Source organism: Streptomyces sp. NPDC032472 (assembly GCF_040636955.1).
Lineage (GTDB): Bacteria > Actinomycetota > Actinomycetes > Streptomycetales > Streptomycetaceae > Streptomyces.
In genome coordinates, this window is sequence record NZ_JBEZVK010000011.1 from 36,804 (window position 1) to 51,396 (window position 14,593).

12 protein-coding genes are annotated in these 14,593 nt (G+C 73.0%); 5 read left to right on the forward strand and 7 right to left on the reverse strand.

Annotated features, from left to right (window positions below; all coding sequences use genetic code 11):
• Nucleotides 1–133: 133 nt before the first annotated feature.
• The 4 genes from AB0F11_RS09315 to AB0F11_RS09330 form a co-directional block, all read right to left on the reverse strand.
• The gene (locus AB0F11_RS09315) at nucleotides 134–1,027 is read right to left on the reverse strand and encodes an amino acid ABC transporter permease (protein WP_362170028.1); all 894 of its coding nucleotides are present in this window, start codon (nucleotides 1,025–1,027) and stop codon (nucleotides 134–136) included.
• Nucleotides 1,024–1,698: an amino acid ABC transporter permease gene (locus tag AB0F11_RS09320; protein WP_362170030.1), complete on the reverse strand. Its 675-nt coding sequence runs from the start codon at nucleotides 1,696–1,698 to the stop codon at nucleotides 1,024–1,026. Before AB0F11_RS09320 ends, AB0F11_RS09315 begins: the two co-directional genes overlap by 4 nt.
• An 84-nt stretch (nucleotides 1,699–1,782) precedes the next feature.
• Nucleotides 1,783–2,619, reverse strand: coding sequence for a glutamate ABC transporter substrate-binding protein (locus tag AB0F11_RS09325; protein WP_362170032.1), 837 nt, complete (start codon nucleotides 2,617–2,619; stop codon nucleotides 1,783–1,785).
• A 90-nt stretch (nucleotides 2,620–2,709) separates the two neighbouring features.
• Nucleotides 2,710–3,495, reverse strand: a complete 786-nt coding sequence (locus AB0F11_RS09330) for an amino acid ABC transporter ATP-binding protein (protein WP_361919277.1) — start codon at nucleotides 3,493–3,495, stop codon at nucleotides 2,710–2,712.
• Nucleotides 3,496–3,783: 288 nt separating this feature from the next.
• Here AB0F11_RS09330 and AB0F11_RS09335 point away from each other — a divergent pair, with 288 nt between their 5' ends.
• Nucleotides 3,784–4,488 carry a response regulator transcription factor gene (locus AB0F11_RS09335; RefSeq protein ID WP_362170034.1) on the forward strand — a complete coding sequence of 235 codons (705 nt, stop codon included), beginning with the start codon at nucleotides 3,784–3,786 and terminating at the stop codon, nucleotides 4,486–4,488.
• A gap of 12 nt (nucleotides 4,489–4,500) precedes the next feature.
• Nucleotides 4,501–5,913, forward strand: a complete 1,413-nt coding sequence (locus AB0F11_RS09340) for a HAMP domain-containing sensor histidine kinase (RefSeq protein ID WP_362170036.1) — start codon at nucleotides 4,501–4,503, stop codon at nucleotides 5,911–5,913.
• 24 nt (nucleotides 5,914–5,937) lie between these two features.
• On the opposite strand, the gene AB0F11_RS09345 is transcribed toward AB0F11_RS09340, so the two are convergent.
• Both AB0F11_RS09345 and AB0F11_RS09350 read right to left on the reverse strand, forming a co-directional pair.
• Nucleotides 5,938–8,112 carry an endo-beta-N-acetylglucosaminidase gene (locus tag AB0F11_RS09345; RefSeq protein ID WP_362170038.1) on the reverse strand — a complete coding sequence of 725 codons (2,175 nt, stop codon included), beginning with the start codon at nucleotides 8,110–8,112 and terminating at the stop codon, nucleotides 5,938–5,940.
• Nucleotides 8,113–8,241: 129 nt separating this feature from the next.
• Nucleotides 8,242–9,519, reverse strand: coding sequence for a glycosyl hydrolase (locus AB0F11_RS09350; RefSeq protein ID WP_362170040.1), 1,278 nt, complete (start codon nucleotides 9,517–9,519; stop codon nucleotides 8,242–8,244).
• A gap of 303 nt (nucleotides 9,520–9,822) precedes the next feature.
• On the opposite strand from AB0F11_RS09350, the gene AB0F11_RS09355 reads away from it, so the two are divergent.
• Both AB0F11_RS09355 and AB0F11_RS09360 read left to right on the forward strand, forming a co-directional pair.
• Nucleotides 9,823–10,854, forward strand: coding sequence for a LacI family DNA-binding transcriptional regulator (locus tag AB0F11_RS09355; protein WP_362170042.1), 1,032 nt, complete (start codon nucleotides 9,823–9,825; stop codon nucleotides 10,852–10,854).
• Between the two features lie 95 nt (nucleotides 10,855–10,949).
• On the forward strand, nucleotides 10,950–11,876 hold the full coding sequence (locus AB0F11_RS09360) for an ROK family protein (RefSeq protein WP_362170202.1): 927 nt from the start codon (nucleotides 10,950–10,952) through the stop codon (nucleotides 11,874–11,876).
• Nucleotides 11,877–11,915: 39 nt separating this feature from the next.
• Here the strand turns inward: AB0F11_RS09360 and AB0F11_RS09365 are convergent, their stop codons facing one another.
• Nucleotides 11,916–12,911: a TAXI family TRAP transporter solute-binding subunit gene (locus AB0F11_RS09365; protein ID WP_362170044.1), complete on the reverse strand. Its 996-nt coding sequence runs from the start codon at nucleotides 12,909–12,911 to the stop codon at nucleotides 11,916–11,918.
• A gap of 105 nt (nucleotides 12,912–13,016) precedes the next feature.
• On the opposite strand from AB0F11_RS09365, the gene miaB reads away from it, so the two are divergent.
• Nucleotides 13,017–14,534 (forward strand): tRNA (N6-isopentenyl adenosine(37)-C2)-methylthiotransferase MiaB, encoded by a 1,518-nt coding sequence (gene miaB / locus AB0F11_RS09370; RefSeq protein ID WP_362170045.1) that lies wholly within the window; start codon nucleotides 13,017–13,019, stop codon nucleotides 14,532–14,534.
• The last annotated feature ends 59 nt before the right edge of the window (nucleotides 14,535–14,593 follow it).

Here is a 14,593-nt window from a genome sequence, read left to right on the forward strand (position 1 = left end):
GTATGTGATCACAGAACGTATGCAACCCACTGGAGGTGCCTGCGTCAAGTGACCCCCGGTCCCGGGTGTGCGTGTGGTGCGGCGGATGAGATCCGCCGCACCACATGTGCCACGCCAGTGTACTGACCGGGTGTCAGGGAGCCTTGCCCACGCCGGCCGCGCCGCCGGCGTCGACCTCGGCGACATCGGCCTCGACCACGGCGCCGGTGCCCTTCTTCGAGGTCCGCAGGCGCTTCTCCAGCCAGGAGGCCAGGGCGGTCAGGGTGAAGTTCACCGCGATGTAGATCAGGGCGATAACGACCATGGTCGCGATGGTGTTGCTGTAGTTGGCGGAGATCTGCCGGTTCATCGACATCAGGTCGGCGAAGCCGAGGACCGCGCCGCCGAGCGCGGTGTCCTTGAGGATCACCACGAGCTGGCTGACCAGCGCGGGCAGCATCGCCGTGACGGCCTGCGGGACCAGGACGTACGTCATGATCTGGCCCTTGCGCATGCCGATCGCCTTGGCCGCGTCGGTCTGGCCGCGTGGCAGCGACAGGATGCCGGCCCGGACGATCTCGGCAATGACCGAGGCGTTGTACAGGACCAGGCCGGTGACGACTGCGTACAGGGGGCGCAGGTCGGAGCTGACGGTTCCGAGCATCACGTACAGCGCGGAGCTGAAGATCATCAGCATCAGGACCGGGATGGCGCGGAAGAACTCCACGACCGCGCCGACCGGGATGCGCACCCACGCGTGATCGGAGAGCCGGGCGATGCCGAGGAGCGCGCCCAGCGGCAGCGCGATCACCATGGCGATCAGGCCTGCCTTGAGGGTTTCACCGAGGCCGGGCAGCAGGAACGTCGTCCAGATCTGGCTGTCCGTGACGAACGGGGTCCACTTGTCGGCGTCGAGCTGGTGCTGCTCGGCCATCAGGGACAGCACCCACCACAGGACCAGCGCGAGGACCACCACGAAGCCGGCGGTGTAGAGCCAGTTGCGGACCTTGGCCTTGGGGCCGGGGGTGTCGTACAGAACGGAGCTCATCGCTTCACCGCCACTCGCTTGGCCACCCAGCCCAGCAGCAGGCCGGTGGGCAGGGTCAGCAGGACGAAGCCGAGAGCGAAGACCGCGAAGACCGCGAAGAGCGCGTCCGCTTCGTTCTCCAGCATTTCCTTCATCAGCAGGGCCGCCTCGGCCACGCCGATGGTCGCCGCCACCGTGGTGTTCTTGGTGAGGGCGATGAGTACGTTGGTGAGCGGCGCGATGACCGCCCGGAAGGCCTGGGGGAGCACGATGAGCGTGAGCACCTGGAAGAAGCTCAGCCCCAGCGCGCGGGCGGCCTCGGCCTGCCCCACGGGCACGGTGTTGATGCCCGAGCGCAGCGCCTCGCAGACGAACGTGCCGGTGTAGGCGATCAGGCCCAGGACCGCGAGGCGGAAGCCGATCTCCTTGAAGTTCTCGCCGCCGAGCGTGATCTTCAGCGTCTGGTTGAGTCCCAGCGAGCAGCCGATGATCAGCAGGGTCAGCGGCGTGTTGCGCACGACGTTGACGTACGCGGTGCCGAAGGACCGCATGATCGGGACGGGGCTGACCCGCATCCCGGCCAGGATCGTGCCCCAGATCAGGGACCCGACCGCTGAGTAGAGGGTGAGCTGCACCGTCACCCAGAAGGCCCCGAGCACGTCGTACTGCCCGGAAGTAAGAAAGTCGAACACGTTGCCCTGCGCTCTCCCCAGGATGGCCGGTGAGGTGCGCCGCCGCCCGCGGCAGGCGGGGCGGCGGCGCACCTCACCGATGAATCAGCTGCCTTCGGTGATCTGCGGGGCCGGCTCGGCCTTGTAGCCGGCGGGGCCGAGGTTGGCGTCCACCGCCTTCTGCCAGGAGCCGTCCTCGACCATCTTCTTGAGCGCGGCGTTGACCTTGGTCTGGAGGTCCTTGTCGCCCTTCTTCAGACCGATGCCGTAGGGCTCGTCGCTGAGCTTCAGACCGACCAGCTTGAACTTGCCCTTGTTCTTCTCCTGCGCGGCGTAGCCGGCCAGGATCGAGTTGTCCGTGGTCAGGGCGTCGACGGAACCGTTCTCCAGGCCCGTGAGGCACTCGGAGTAGCCGCCCAGCTGCTGCAGGTCGGCCTCGGGGGCCAGCTTGGTCTTGACGTTCTGCGCGGAGGTCGAGCCGGTGACCGAGCAGAGCTTCTTCTTGTTGAGGTCCTCGGCCTTGGTGATCGAGTTGTCGTCGGCGCGGACCAGCAGGTCCTGGTGGGCCAGGAAGTACGGGCCGGCGAAGTCGACGCGCGCCTTGCGCTTGTCGTTGATCGTGTAGGTCCCGACGACGAGCTTCACGTCGCCGTTGGCGATCAGGTTCTCGCGCTCGGCGCTGACGGCCTGCTTGAAGTCGATCTGCTCGGGCTTGTAGCCGAGCTCCTTGGCCACGTAGGTCGCCACGTCGACGTCGAAGCCGGTGAACTTGCCGTCCGGGGTCTTCAGACCCATGCCCGGCTGGTCGTACTTGATGCCGATGACGATCTTGTCCTTGCCGCCCTCGGCGGCCTTGTCACCGCCACCGCCGCCGCACGCGGTCGCGGTCAGCGAGAGGACGACGGCCACGGCAGCGGCCGCGCCGGCCTTGAAAACCTTCATGGTGAACTTCCCTCGGATGAGACGTTGTTGGACGACGAGCGACGACACACGTGCTCTGAGCCGCCACGGGATCACTACCAGACGAAGCCGTCAGTGGTGCAGGATCTTCGAAAGGAAGTCCTTGGCGCGGTCACTGCGCGGGTTGCTGAAGAACTGCTCGGGCTCGGCCTCTTCGACGATCTTTCCGTCGGCCATGAAGACGACCCGATTGGCCGCGGACCGGGCGAAGCCCATCTCGTGCGTGACGACGACCATCGTCATGCCCTCGGCGGCGAGCTGCTGCATGGTCTCCAGCACCTCGTTGATCATCTCCGGGTCGAGGGCCGAGGTCGGCTCGTCGAAGAGCATCACCTTCGGGTCCATCGCCAGCGCGCGGGCGATCGCCACGCGCTGCTGCTGGCCGCCGGAGAGCTGCGCCGGGTACTTGTCGGCCTGTGTTCCGACACCCACCCGGTCCAGCAGGGCCTGCGCCTTCTTCGCGGCCGTGGCCTGGTCCGTCTTGCGGACCTTCATCTGGCCCAGCATCACGTTCTGCAGGACCGTCTTGTGCGCGAAGAGGTTGAAGGACTGGAAGACCATGCCGACGTCGGCGCGCAGCCGGGCCAGCTCCCGCCCCTCCGAGGGCAGTTCCTTGCCGTCGATCGTGATCGTGCCCGAGTCGATCGTCTCCAGGCGGTTGATCGTCCGGCACAGCGTGGACTTGCCGGACCCCGAGGGACCGATCACCACGACGACCTCACCACGGGCAATGCTCAGATCGATGTCCTGAAGCACGTGCAGCGCGCCGAAGTGCTTGTTGACGTTGCTCAGTACGACCAGGTCGTCGGCGGCGGGCGCCGCGTCCTTCACGTCCTCGGTCACTGAATCTCCGCTCATCGGCCTCTTGCTCCGTCCTCCTCGGTTGGCAGGACAGTAGTGACGAGTCGCTCACACCGTCATCACATCTGAGGGAGAATTGAGCATAACGAAACGGCCTCGCCCCGATACGCTGCGTGCGCGGCGCGGGAGCCTGGGCCACACCGCTCGTACCGGGTACATAACGGAAGACGCGCCGGACCCGAACGGCCTTGACGTGGGACGCTGCATCGGCGTGGATGCATGGTGGCCCTCGACCGGGGCCGCGATCGACCTCCGGCAAGGACCGGATCAAGGAAGGGGGACGCAATGAGACTGCTGCTCGTCGAGGACGATGACCACGTCGCCGCCGCCCTGTCCGCGATCCTCGCCCGGCACGGCTTCCAGGTGACGCACGCCCGCAGCGGCGAGGAGGCGCTGCAGGCCCTGCTGCCCGCCGGAGCCCCGCCCTTCGGCGTGGTCCTGCTCGACCTCGGCCTGCCCGACCAGGACGGCTACGAGGTGTGCGGCAGGATCCGCAAGCGCACCTCGACCCCCGTCATCATGGTCACCGCCCGCTCCGACGTGCGCTCGCGCATCCACGGACTGAACATGGGCGCCGACGACTACGTGGTCAAGCCGTACGACACCGGCGAGCTCCTCGCCCGCATCCACGCCGTCGCCCGGCGCACCGGCGCCTCCGAGGAGGCGGCCGCCGCCGCGTCCGGCGTCCCGGCCGTGGTCCGGCTCGGCCCGGTCAGCATCGAGCTGCCCACCCGCCGGGTCAGCGTCGACGGCACCGACGTCCCGCTCACCCGCAAGGAGTTCGACCTGCTGGCCCTGCTCGCGCAGCGCCCCGGCGTCGTCTTCCGCCGCGAGCAGATCATCAGCGAGGTGTGGCGCACCAGCTGGGAGGGGACCGGGCGGACCTTGGAGGTGCACGTGGCGTCGCTGCGGTCCAAGCTGCGCATGCCCGCCCTCATCGAGACCGTCCGCGGGGTGGGCTACCGGCTCGTCACCCCCGCCGCTCCCTAGCGGGCCCCGGCCGTGCGCGCCCGGCTGCTCCCGCTGCTCGTCGTCCTGATGGCGGGCGTGCTCCTCGCCCTCGGCTTCCCCCTCGCCGTCAGCCTGGCCGCCGGCCAGCAGCAGGCGGTGGTGGTCGACCGGATCGACGACAGCGCCCGCTTCGCCGCCCTGGCCCAGTTCGTCATCGACGCGGAGGGCTCGGGCAGCAGCGGAGCGGCCGACCGCCGCGACACCCTCCAGCTCGAACTCGCCCGCTACCAGGAGCTGTACGGCATCCGCGTGGGCATCTTCTACCGCGACGACAACGCCATGGTCCGGGCCCCCGGCTGGTGGCAGCTGCCCGAGGAGGGCGAGGGCCGCCGGGCCTTCGAGGAGGCCCTCGCCGGGCGGCGCAGCCACGACCCGGCGCAGGTCTGGCCCTGGCAGACGCACGGCAAACTCCTCGTCGCCTCCCCGGTCGTCCTCGACGGCGACGTCGTCGCCGTCGTCGTCACCGAATCGCCGACCGACCAGATGCGCGCCCGGATCCTGAAAGGCTGGCTCATCATCATCGCCGGGCTGGCCGCCGCCATGCTGCTGGCCTTCGGCGCCGCCCTCCAGCTCACCCGCTGGGTCCTCAAGCCCGTCCGGACCCTGGACGCCGCCGCCCACGGCATCGCCACCGGCCGGATGAACTCGCGCGTCGCGGCCGCGAGCGGGCCGCCGGAACTCAGACGGCTCGCCCGCTCGTTCAACGAGATGGCCGACAACGTGGAAGAGGTCCTGGAGCAGCAGCGGGCCTTCGTCGCCGACGCCTCCCACCAGCTGCGCAACCCGCTCGCCGCGCTGCTCCTGCGGATCGAGCTGCTCGCCCTCGAGCTGCCCGAGGGAAACGAGGAGATCGCCTCGGTGCGCACCGAGGGCAAGCGGCTGGCCCAGGTCCTCGACGACCTGCTGGACCTGGCGCTGGCCGAGCACGCCTCCGCCGAGCTCACCCTCACCGACATCGGGGCGCTGACCGCCGAGCGGGTCGCCGCCTGGCGGCCCTACGCCGAGGAGAAGGGCGTACGGCTCACCGGGACGGGCCGCACCGCCGTCACCGGATGGGCCGACCCCGTCGCCCTGTCCAGCGCCCTCGACGCCGTGATCGACAACGCCCTGAAGTTCACCCCGGCCGGCGAGGAGGTCGAGGTGTCCGTCGCCGCGGCCGGATCCTCCGTCCACGTCGTCGTCGCCGACCGGGGCCCCGGCTTGACCGAGGAGGAGCTGCTCCGCGTCGGCGACCGGTTCTGGCGCAGCGGCCGCCACCAGAACATCAAGGGCTCCGGCCTCGGCCTGTCGATCTCCCGGGCACTGCTCGCCGCGGGCGGCGGCTCCCTCGCGTACGAGACGAACCCGCCGCACGGGCTGAAGGTGACGGTGGCCGTGCCGCGCAGCGCCCCGCACGGCGGATGAGGCAGGAGAGGCAGGAGGCGGCGCTCAGCCCGCCGTCCAGCTGAGCGTGGTGCGGGCCGGCGCGGAGGCCGCGTACAGCTCGTCGACGGCCCGCACCTCGAAGACCGCCGCCCGCTCCCGGCCGGCGCGCACGACCGAGGGCAGGTACAGGGCGGTGCCGCAGGTGCCGCCGAGGAAGCGGCGGGTGCCGTCCGGGAGCAGCCGGTGCAGCTCGTGGTGGCGGACCGGGCCGGCCCCCCGCCGCCACGACAGCCGGAGCGCGGCCGCGCCGTCCGCCCGGGCCGCGGCGTCCACCGTCAGGGCATCCGGAGCCGACGGGCGCCGACCGGCGGCGGTGTCGCGCACCGACACGGCGCCGACCCGCCAGGACACCGCTCTCGTCCCGCGCGCCGTGATCCGTACGGCAAGCCCGTACGCGGTCCGGCCCGCCAGCGGCGCGAGGCTCACCCGCGCCGTGCGCCAGCCGTCGCCCGGACCGGCGGTGTCCGCCGCGAACCAGGTGTACGGGACCGGCTGCCCCGCAGCGGCCGGCTCGCGCACGGCCACCCCGACCTCGACCCGCACCGGCGCGGAGCCCGGCTCGGCGGTGTGCACCAGCTCCAGCACGGCGTGGCGGGGCAGCGCCAGGCGGGTGCAGTGCAGGCCCACCGCGGCCGGCGCGGTGAGCGGGCCCGCCACGAGCAGGCTGGAGCCGCCGCGCCACGCCCGGGCGAAGTCGAGGGTGACCTCGGGGCGCCGTCCGGCGGTCTCCACGACCCAGCGGCGGCCGGGGAGGCGGTCCTGCAGGCCGAGGTGGCTCCAGGGGGTGTCGGAGGTGACGCGGCCGTCCTCGTACCAGCGCTCGCCGTGGCCGGTGTTGAAGGCGCAGGCGAAGGGGAGGGCGCAGACGGTGGACCGGTCGGCGACGACGGTGGCGGGGGCGCGCCAGCCCCCCGTGGGTGAGGGCGAGGGCCGGGCCGGATCGAGGGACTCACCCGTCCAGAACCGGTCGTCTGCCCGGTGGAAGGCGCCGGGGGAGCGGTCGGCGAGGTGGTCGCGGGTCCATTCGGGGCGGTAGAAGCCGTAGCTGACGACGTGGTCGCGGCCGCGCGGGACGATCGCCTCCCAGTCCACCGCGCAGTCCCAGCCGCGGGACTCGGTGTCGACCGCGGCCCACAGCTCGTGGCGGCTGCGGCCCAGCCGGTCGGCGAGCGCCCCGGAGGCGGCCAGGCTCGCGGCGCTCCAGCGGAAGTCCACGAACACGGTGTCCGCGACCGGGCCCGACCGGTCCTCGTAGAAGTCCTGGTTGAGCTGGTTCAGGGCGCCCTGCCAGCCGACGCGGCCCGTGCTGTTCATCGCGTCGTACCAGGTGATCCGCAGGTCCCGGGGCGCGCCGGCCGCCCGCAGGGCGCGCAGGAACTCCCGCATCCGGGTCGCGAGCGCGCTGTCCCCGCCGTCGGTCTCGGCGTTCACGAACCAGCCGTCGAAGCCGTACGCGGCCGCCACCTCGGCGAGCTTCTCGGCGACCGGGAACCGGCCGAGGGCGTCGCGCTGCACCAGCTCGCGGGTCCACTGCAGGTCGCCGCCGTACGCGACGGGCGGCAGGAAGACGGTGCCGAGGACGCGGACGCCGTTGCGGTGGGCGGCGTCGACGACCGGCGCGTTCGGCGCGAGGACGATCCCCTCGCCGGCGGAGCCGCCCCAGAAGACCAGTTCATCGAGGTACGCCCAGTGCGTGAGCGCGTACGTGTCGGCGGTCGCGGAGCCCTGCGAGGGGTTCTGGGAGGTCGGCCCGAACGAGACGAGCGAGGCGATCCGGGCCTGCCCCGCCCGGACCTGGGGGTGCGGGGGCACCGGCGTGAACCGCTCGGCGAGCGGCACGGTGGCGGTGTTGTGGGCGAGGTCGGGATCCGACGCGGGGCTCCACTGCCGGAGCGAGCGCCACACGATGCCGGGGCCCGGGGTGCCGTGGGGGAGCGAGTCGGGGAACCAGTAGGAGGCGTACGGGGCCGGGCCGGCCGGGGGCGCGGCAGCGGGACCCGGGGCGGCCTGCGCGGCCTGTGCCGCATGGGCTGCGTGGGCCGGCGCGCCCAGCAGGGCCGCGGCCCCGGCACCGGCCCCTGCGGCGAGCAGGCCGCGCCGGGTCGGGCGTAAGGAGGGCGCTGGGGAGGGGGCGGGGGCGGCGGTACGAGCGTCGGCGCCGCTGCCGGTCTCGGACATGGGGCTCCTCGGGGGAGGGGTCGGGGTGTGGGGCGTGCGTGCTCCGGGGTCGTGAGCTCGGGGCCGCCGGGTCGCGGGGGCCGTCCGGGCTGCGGGGTGTCGGGGCCGCGGGGTGTCGGGGCCGCGGGGTCAGGTGACGTCGCGGACGCGGAGGACCTCCGTGATGCCGCGGGACGACAGGTGGGCCGGGTCCTCCGCCTGTTCCGCCAGCACCACCGCCGGGCGGACCCCGGCGGCGGCCAGCGCCGCCCACGCCTCGAAGAACGCGCCGCCCGGCGCGCACACCGAGCGCCGCGGCGCCGCCTCCGCCCCGCCGACGTCCACGGCCAGCGCGGTGGACCGTACCGGCGGCCGGTGCTCCCGCCCGCGCCACTCGGCGGCGATCCGGGCGACGGCCGCGCCGGCCGGCTTGGTCCGGCGGTCGTTGGTGAGCAGGCCGAGCCCGTACTCCAGCTCCGGGAAATCGGCGAGCTCCCGCGACACGTCGTGCGAGCACCACCAGGTCACCCCCCACAGGCCCGGGCAGTCCAGCGCCCCCGCGAGGGTGGCGCCGGTGAACGCGGCCGCGTGCTCGGGCGGGATCAGCGGCGCGGGCGCGCCCACCTCCTGGAGCCACACCGGCCGGTGCGGGTCCGCCGCCCAGGCCTTGGACAGCTCGATCAGGTACGCGGCGTACTGCTCGGTCGCCGTGCCGGTGCGCCCGTACCGCTGGGCGGTGCCGTTGAACACCCACGCGTGCACGGCGGTCGCCGCGCCGAGCCGGGCCGCCTGGGCCGCCGTGAAGGGGTGCCCGTCCCGGTACCAGGCGGCGTCGTACGCGGCGTGCAGGTGGAACCGGCCCGGCGCCCCGCGCTCGCAGGCGGCCAGCATCCGCTGCAGCCAGCGCCCCGCCTGCTCGCGGGTGATCCGGTCCGGGTCGGGGTGCGGGGAGTCGGAGAACTGGTTGACCTCGTTGCCGACGGTGAGCCCCAGGAAGTTGGGCCGGTCGGCGAGGGCGGCGGCCAGGGTGCGCAGGTACTCCTCCTGCCCGGCCACCACCTCCGGGTCGGTGAAGATGCTGCGCCGGTGCCAGGTCCCGGTCCACGCGGGCAGGAAGTCGAAGCTCGACAGGTGGCCCTGGAGCCCGTCCACGGCGACGTCGAGGCCGCGCTCGGCCGCCGCGTCGGCGAGCGCGACCAACTGCTCGACGGCGCGCGGCCGGATCAGCGTCCGGTTCGGTTGGAACAGAGGCCACAGCGGGAAGACCCGGACGTGGTCCAGGCCCAGCGCGGCGATCGAGTCGAGGTCGGCCCCCACCTCGGCGAGGTCGAAGTCGAGCCAGTGGTGGAACCAGCCGCGCGAGGGGGTGTAGTTGGCGCCGAAACGGAGGGTTCGGGCGGGCGGGGGAACGACGGTGCCGTCGTACATGGAAGGTCCCGAGAGTTCAGGGGAATTCGCCGGACGCCCCAACGTTCCGGGCCGTGCGCGGACACGTCAACAGCGCCATTGCCGCCAAGGTCCGGCCGCCGCGGAGGGAATGTCAGAAGGCAGCGCCCGCTTGCCACTTATGCGCTTCAGCCCCGTTGACACAAGGGCCGTACCCGCCCGAAGCTAAGGCGACTAATGCGGTTTAGCTCCACCCGAGCCATGGCGCGGCACAAGGAAGCGCGCCGAAATGGACGGCGGCCATTGCGGCGTACCCGAGGGACGAGGCAGGCAGGCAGCCAGGACATGGCCCGCAGACCCACCATCAAGGACATCGCCCGCCGGGCCGGAGTCTCCGAGAGCGCCGTCTCCTTCGCGCTCAACGACCGGCCGGGCGTCTCGCGGGAGACCCGCGCCCGGATCCGCGCCGTCGCCGAGGAGCTCGGCTGGCAGCCCAACAGCGCCGCCCGCGCCCTGTCCGGCGAGCGCTCCGGCACCGTCGGGCTGGTCCTCGCCCGCCCCGCGCACACCCTCGGGGCCGAGTCCTTCTTCCTCCGACTGGTCTCCGGCATCCAGGAGGTGCTCTCCGCCGCCCGGACCGCCCTGCTCTTCCAGGTCGTCGACGGCATCGAGGCCGAGTGCGCCGTCCACCGCCGCTGGTGGGCCGAACGCCGCGTCGACGGGGTCCTCGTCGTCGACCCGCGCACCGACGACCCGCGCCCGGAGCTCCTCGACCGCCTCGGCCTGCCCGCCGTCCTGGTCGGCGGTACGGGCGCCCTGGGCCCCCTGTCGTCGGTGTGGGCCGACGACGCCCGGGCCATGGCGCGGGTCCTCGACCACCTGTACGGGCTGGGCCACCGCCGGATCGTGCACGTCGCGGGCCTGCCCGGCCTCGCCCACACCGCCCGCCGCATCGCCTCGCTGCGCGCCGAGGCCGCGGCGCGCGGGCTGGGCCCGCGGGAGGTCCGCTCCGTGGTCACCGACTACTCCGACACCGAGGGCGCGGCCGCCACCCGCAGGGTCCTCGCCGAATCCGCGCCGCCCACCGCGCTCGTCTACGACAACGACGTGATGGCGGTCGCCGGCACCGCCGTCGCCGCCGAGCTCGGCATCCCCGTCCCCGGCCGGCTCTCGATCGTCGCCTGGGACGACTCCGCGCTGTGCCGCGTCACCCACCCGCGGCTGACCGCGCTCGTCCGGGACACCGCCGGATTCGGCCGGCTCGCCGCCGAGGAGCTGCTCGCCGTACTGGCCGGAGGCCCGCCGCGGGCCCGGGAGGGCGAGCAGCCGCGGCTGGAGCCCCGGGAGAGTACGGCCCCGCCCCCGGCCGCATACTGAAGTCGACCCCGTCCTGGAGCGCCGCCGTGACCACTCCCCGCCCCGCCGCCTCGCCCTCCCGCGCCGTCGGAGCCGCCGCGGCCACCGGCCCCACGGTGGCGATCGACATCGGGGGCACGAAGATCGCCGGCGCACTGGTCCGGCCCGACGGCACGATGACCGCCGCCACCCGCCGCCCCACCCCCCGGGACGCGGACGCCGAGGGGGTCTTCGCCGCCGTCGCCGAAGTCGTCGCCGAGCTGGCCGGATCTCCGCTGTGGGCCTCGGCGGCCCGCTGCGGCATCGGCAGCGCGGGCCCCGTCGACGCCTCCCGAGGCACCGTCAGCCCGGTCAACATCGGCGCCTGGCGCGACTACCCGGTCCGCGAGCGCATCGCGGCCGAACTCGCCCGCCATGGCGCCCCCGTCCCCACCGTGCTCGTCGGCGACGGCGTGGCCATGACCGCCGCGGAGCACTGGCTGGGCGCGGCCCGGGGCCGGGCCAACGCCCTGTGCATGGTGGTCTCCACCGGCGTCGGCGGCGGGCTCGTGCTGAACAACCGGCTCCACCCCGGCCCCACCGGCAACGCGGGCCACATCGGGCACATCAGCGTCGCCTTCGACGGCGAGCGGTGCGTGTGCGGCGGGTACGGCTGCGTGGAATCCCTCGCCTCGGGCACTGCCATCGCCCGGTGGGCCCTGGCCCAGGGCTGGACCCCCGACGGCGACGCCACCGCGGCGGGAGTCGCCGCGGCCGCCGGGGCCGGGGACCCCGTCGCCCTTGCCGCCTTCGACCGCGCCGGGCGCGCCCTGGCCGCCGCCATCGCGGCCACCGCCACCCTCGTCGAGACGGACATCGCGGTCATCGGCGGCGGCGTCGCCACCTCCGGCGACACCCTCCTCGCACCGATCCGACGCCACCTCGCCGACTACGCCGCGCTGTCCTTCACCCGCGGTCTGGAGGTGGTCCCGGCCACCCTGGGCACCCACGCGGGTCTGATCGGCGCGGCCGCAGCGGCGATCATGCTGCTGGCGGCGGGGTGACGGGCACCCCCGCGCCCGGTCGGTCCGGGCCGGGCCGGGTCAGGGCTTGACCGAGCGGTAGTACCGCCGGGCGCCCTCGTGCAGGTCCAGCGGGTCCGTGTAGATCGCCGTGCGCAGGTCCACCAGCTGCGCCGCGTGCACCTGGTGTCCGATCTTGTCGCGCCTGTTGATCACCGTGCGCGTGAACTGCTCCGTCAGCTCCGGATCGGTGTCCTCGGTCGTCACCAGCAGGTTCGGCACCGCCAGCGTCGCCACCGACGAGGTGTTGCGCGCCCGTGTGTACGCGTCCTGCGGCATCACCGCCGCCCGGTAGTACCGCGCCGGGCTCCCGCTGCCCTGCAGCGCCTCCACCAGGTCACCGAGCTGCACGAGCCGGATGTCGAACCGCTCCGACAGCTCCCGCACCGCGTTCGTCGGCAGGCCCCCGGACCAGAAGAACGCGTCGATCCGCCCCGCCTCCAGCTCCGCCGGCATGGTGTCGATGCCGATGGACACCGGGGTGATGTCCCGCGCCGGGTCCAGCTTGGCCGCCGTCAGCAGCCGCTCCGAGATCAGGCGCACGCCCGAGCCGGGCTGGCCGATCGCGACCCGCTTGTTCCGCAGGTCGCGGGCCGACTGCACCGGAGAGCCCGCCGGCACGACCAGCTGCACGTAGTCGTCGTACAGCCGCGCGCAGCCGCGCAATTGCTCCGCGCCCGGCTTGCCGTCGGCCCGGTACTTGGACACCGCGTCCGCTGTCGCGATCGTGAAATCGGCCTGCCCCGACGCCACCCGCTGCAGGTTCTCCTGCGAGCCCTGGCTCGTCTCCAGCCGGACCCGGACCCCCGGCATGTCCCGCGCGAGCGCCTGCTCCAGCAGCTGGCCGTAGAGGTGGTAGACGCCCGTGCGCACCCCCGTGCTGAACGTCAGGTCGCCCTTCAGCTCCGGTTCCCCGAAGGGCCGCAGCCACCACACGAGCAGCCCGAGCACGGCGAGCACGGCCACCAGCCCCCACAGGGCGGTGCGCCTGCCGAAACGGGGCGGAACGTGAGCCATGGGCGCGATCCTGCCACCGTCGCGCCGACCTGTCACGGGCCGCCCGGCAGCAGGGGCCTGCGGCGGGCGTCCGGAGGGCCTCCGGCAACCGCCTACCCTTGTTCCATGACCAGCAGCAGCGACCGGAGCACGGCAGTGGACGTCAAGGGAACATACGAGGTGCGCACCTACGGGTGCCAGATGAACGTGCACGACTCCGAGCGACTCTCCGGACTGCTGGAAGACGCCGGCTACACCCGGGCCCCCGAAGGCTCCGACGGCGACGCCGACGTCGTGGTGTTCAACACGTGCGCCGTCCGCGAGAACGCCGACAACAAGCTGTACGGCAACCTCGGCCGGCTCGCCCCGATGAAGACCAAGCGCCCCGGCATGCAGATCGCCGTCGGCGGCTGCCTCGCGCAGAAGGACCGCGACACGATCGTCAAGAAGGCCCCGTGGGTCGACGTCGTCTTCGGTACGCACAACATCGGCAAGCTGCCGGTCCTGCTGGAGCGCGCCCGCGTGCAGCAGGAGGCGCAGATCGAGATCGCCGAGTCGCTGGAGGCCTTCCCCTCCACGCTGCCGACCCGGCGCGAGTCCGCGTATGCCGCCTGGGTCTCGATCTCCGTCGGCTGCAACAACACCTGCACCTTCTGCATCGTCCCGGCGCTGCGCGGCAAGGAGGAGGACCGCCGGCCCGGCGACATCCTCGCCGAGGTCGAGGCCCTGGTCGCCGAGGGCGTCGCCGAGATCACCCTGCTCGGCCAGAACGTGAACGCGTACGGCTCCGACCTGGGCGACCGCGAGGCCTTCAGCAAGCTGCTGCGGGCCTGCGGGCAGATCGAGGGGCTGGAGCGGGTCCGCTTCACCTCCCCGCACCCGCGCGACTTCACGGACGACGTGATCGCCGCCATGGCCGAGACGCCGAACGTCATGCCGCAGCTGCACATGCCGCTGCAGTCGGGCTCGGACCCGATCCTGAAGGCGATGCGGCGCTCGTACCGGCAGGAGCGCTTCCTCGGCATCATCGAGAAGGTGCGGGCCGCGATCCCGCACGCGGCGATCTCCACCGACATCATCGTGGGCTTCCCCGGCGAGACCGAGGAGGACTTCCAGCAGACGATGCACGTGGTCCGCGAGGCCCGCTTCGCGAGTGCGTTCACCTTCCAGTACTCCAAGCGCCCGGGTACCCCTGCCGCCGACATGGACGGCCAGATCCCGAAGGAGGTCGTCCAGGACCGCTACATGCGGCTGGTCGCCCTCCAGGAGGAGATCTCCTGGGAGGAGAACAAGAAGCAGGTCGGGCGGACCCTCGAGGTCATGGTCGCGGAGGGCGAGGGCCGCAAGGACGGCGCCACGCACCGCCTCTCCGGCCGCGCCCCCGACAACCGCCTGGTCCACTTCACGAAGCCGGAGCAGGAGGTCCGGCCCGGCGACGTGGTCACGGTCTCCATCACGTACGCGGCCCCGCACCACCTGCTGGCCGAGGGCCCGACGGAGTCGGTGCGCCGCACCCGGGCCGGCGACGCCTGGGAGAAGCGCAACGCGGCCCCGCAGCCGAAGGGCGTCATGCTGGGCCTCCCGACGGTAGGCGCCCCGGCCCCACTCCCGACGACCACCCCGTCCTGCGGCATCACGTCCTGACCCGCCGCCGTCCGAGGCGCCGGCTCCCGCCGACACGTGGGACGGGAGCCCGGCAACTC

What these genes read in the sequence shown, in the direction of transcription:
- AB0F11_RS09315 (WP_362170028.1), bottom strand. Translation starts at nt 1,027, where the DNA reads ATGAGCTCCGTTCTGTACGACACCCCCGGCCCCAAGGCCAAGGTCCGC.
- AB0F11_RS09325 (WP_362170032.1), bottom strand. Translation starts at nt 2,619, where the DNA reads ATGAAGGTTTTCAAGGCCGGCGCGGCCGCTGCCGTGGCCGTCGTCCTC.
- AB0F11_RS09330 (WP_361919277.1), bottom strand. Translation starts at nt 3,495, where the DNA reads ATGAGCGGAGATTCAGTGACCGAGGACGTGAAGGACGCGGCGCCCGCC.
- AB0F11_RS09335 (WP_362170034.1), top strand. Translation starts at nt 3,784, where the DNA reads ATGAGACTGCTGCTCGTCGAGGACGATGACCACGTCGCCGCCGCCCTG.
- AB0F11_RS09345 (WP_362170038.1), bottom strand. Translation starts at nt 8,112, where the DNA reads ATGTCCGAGACCGGCAGCGGCGCCGACGCTCGTACCGCCGCCCCCGCC.
- AB0F11_RS09350 (WP_362170040.1), bottom strand. Translation starts at nt 9,519, where the DNA reads ATGTACGACGGCACCGTCGTTCCCCCGCCCGCCCGAACCCTCCGTTTC.
- AB0F11_RS09355 (WP_362170042.1), top strand. Translation starts at nt 9,823, where the DNA reads ATGGCCCGCAGACCCACCATCAAGGACATCGCCCGCCGGGCCGGAGTC.
- AB0F11_RS09365 (WP_362170044.1), bottom strand. Translation starts at nt 12,911, where the DNA reads ATGGCTCACGTTCCGCCCCGTTTCGGCAGGCGCACCGCCCTGTGGGGG.
- miaB (WP_362170045.1), top strand. Translation starts at nt 13,017, where the DNA reads ATGACCAGCAGCAGCGACCGGAGCACGGCAGTGGACGTCAAGGGAACA.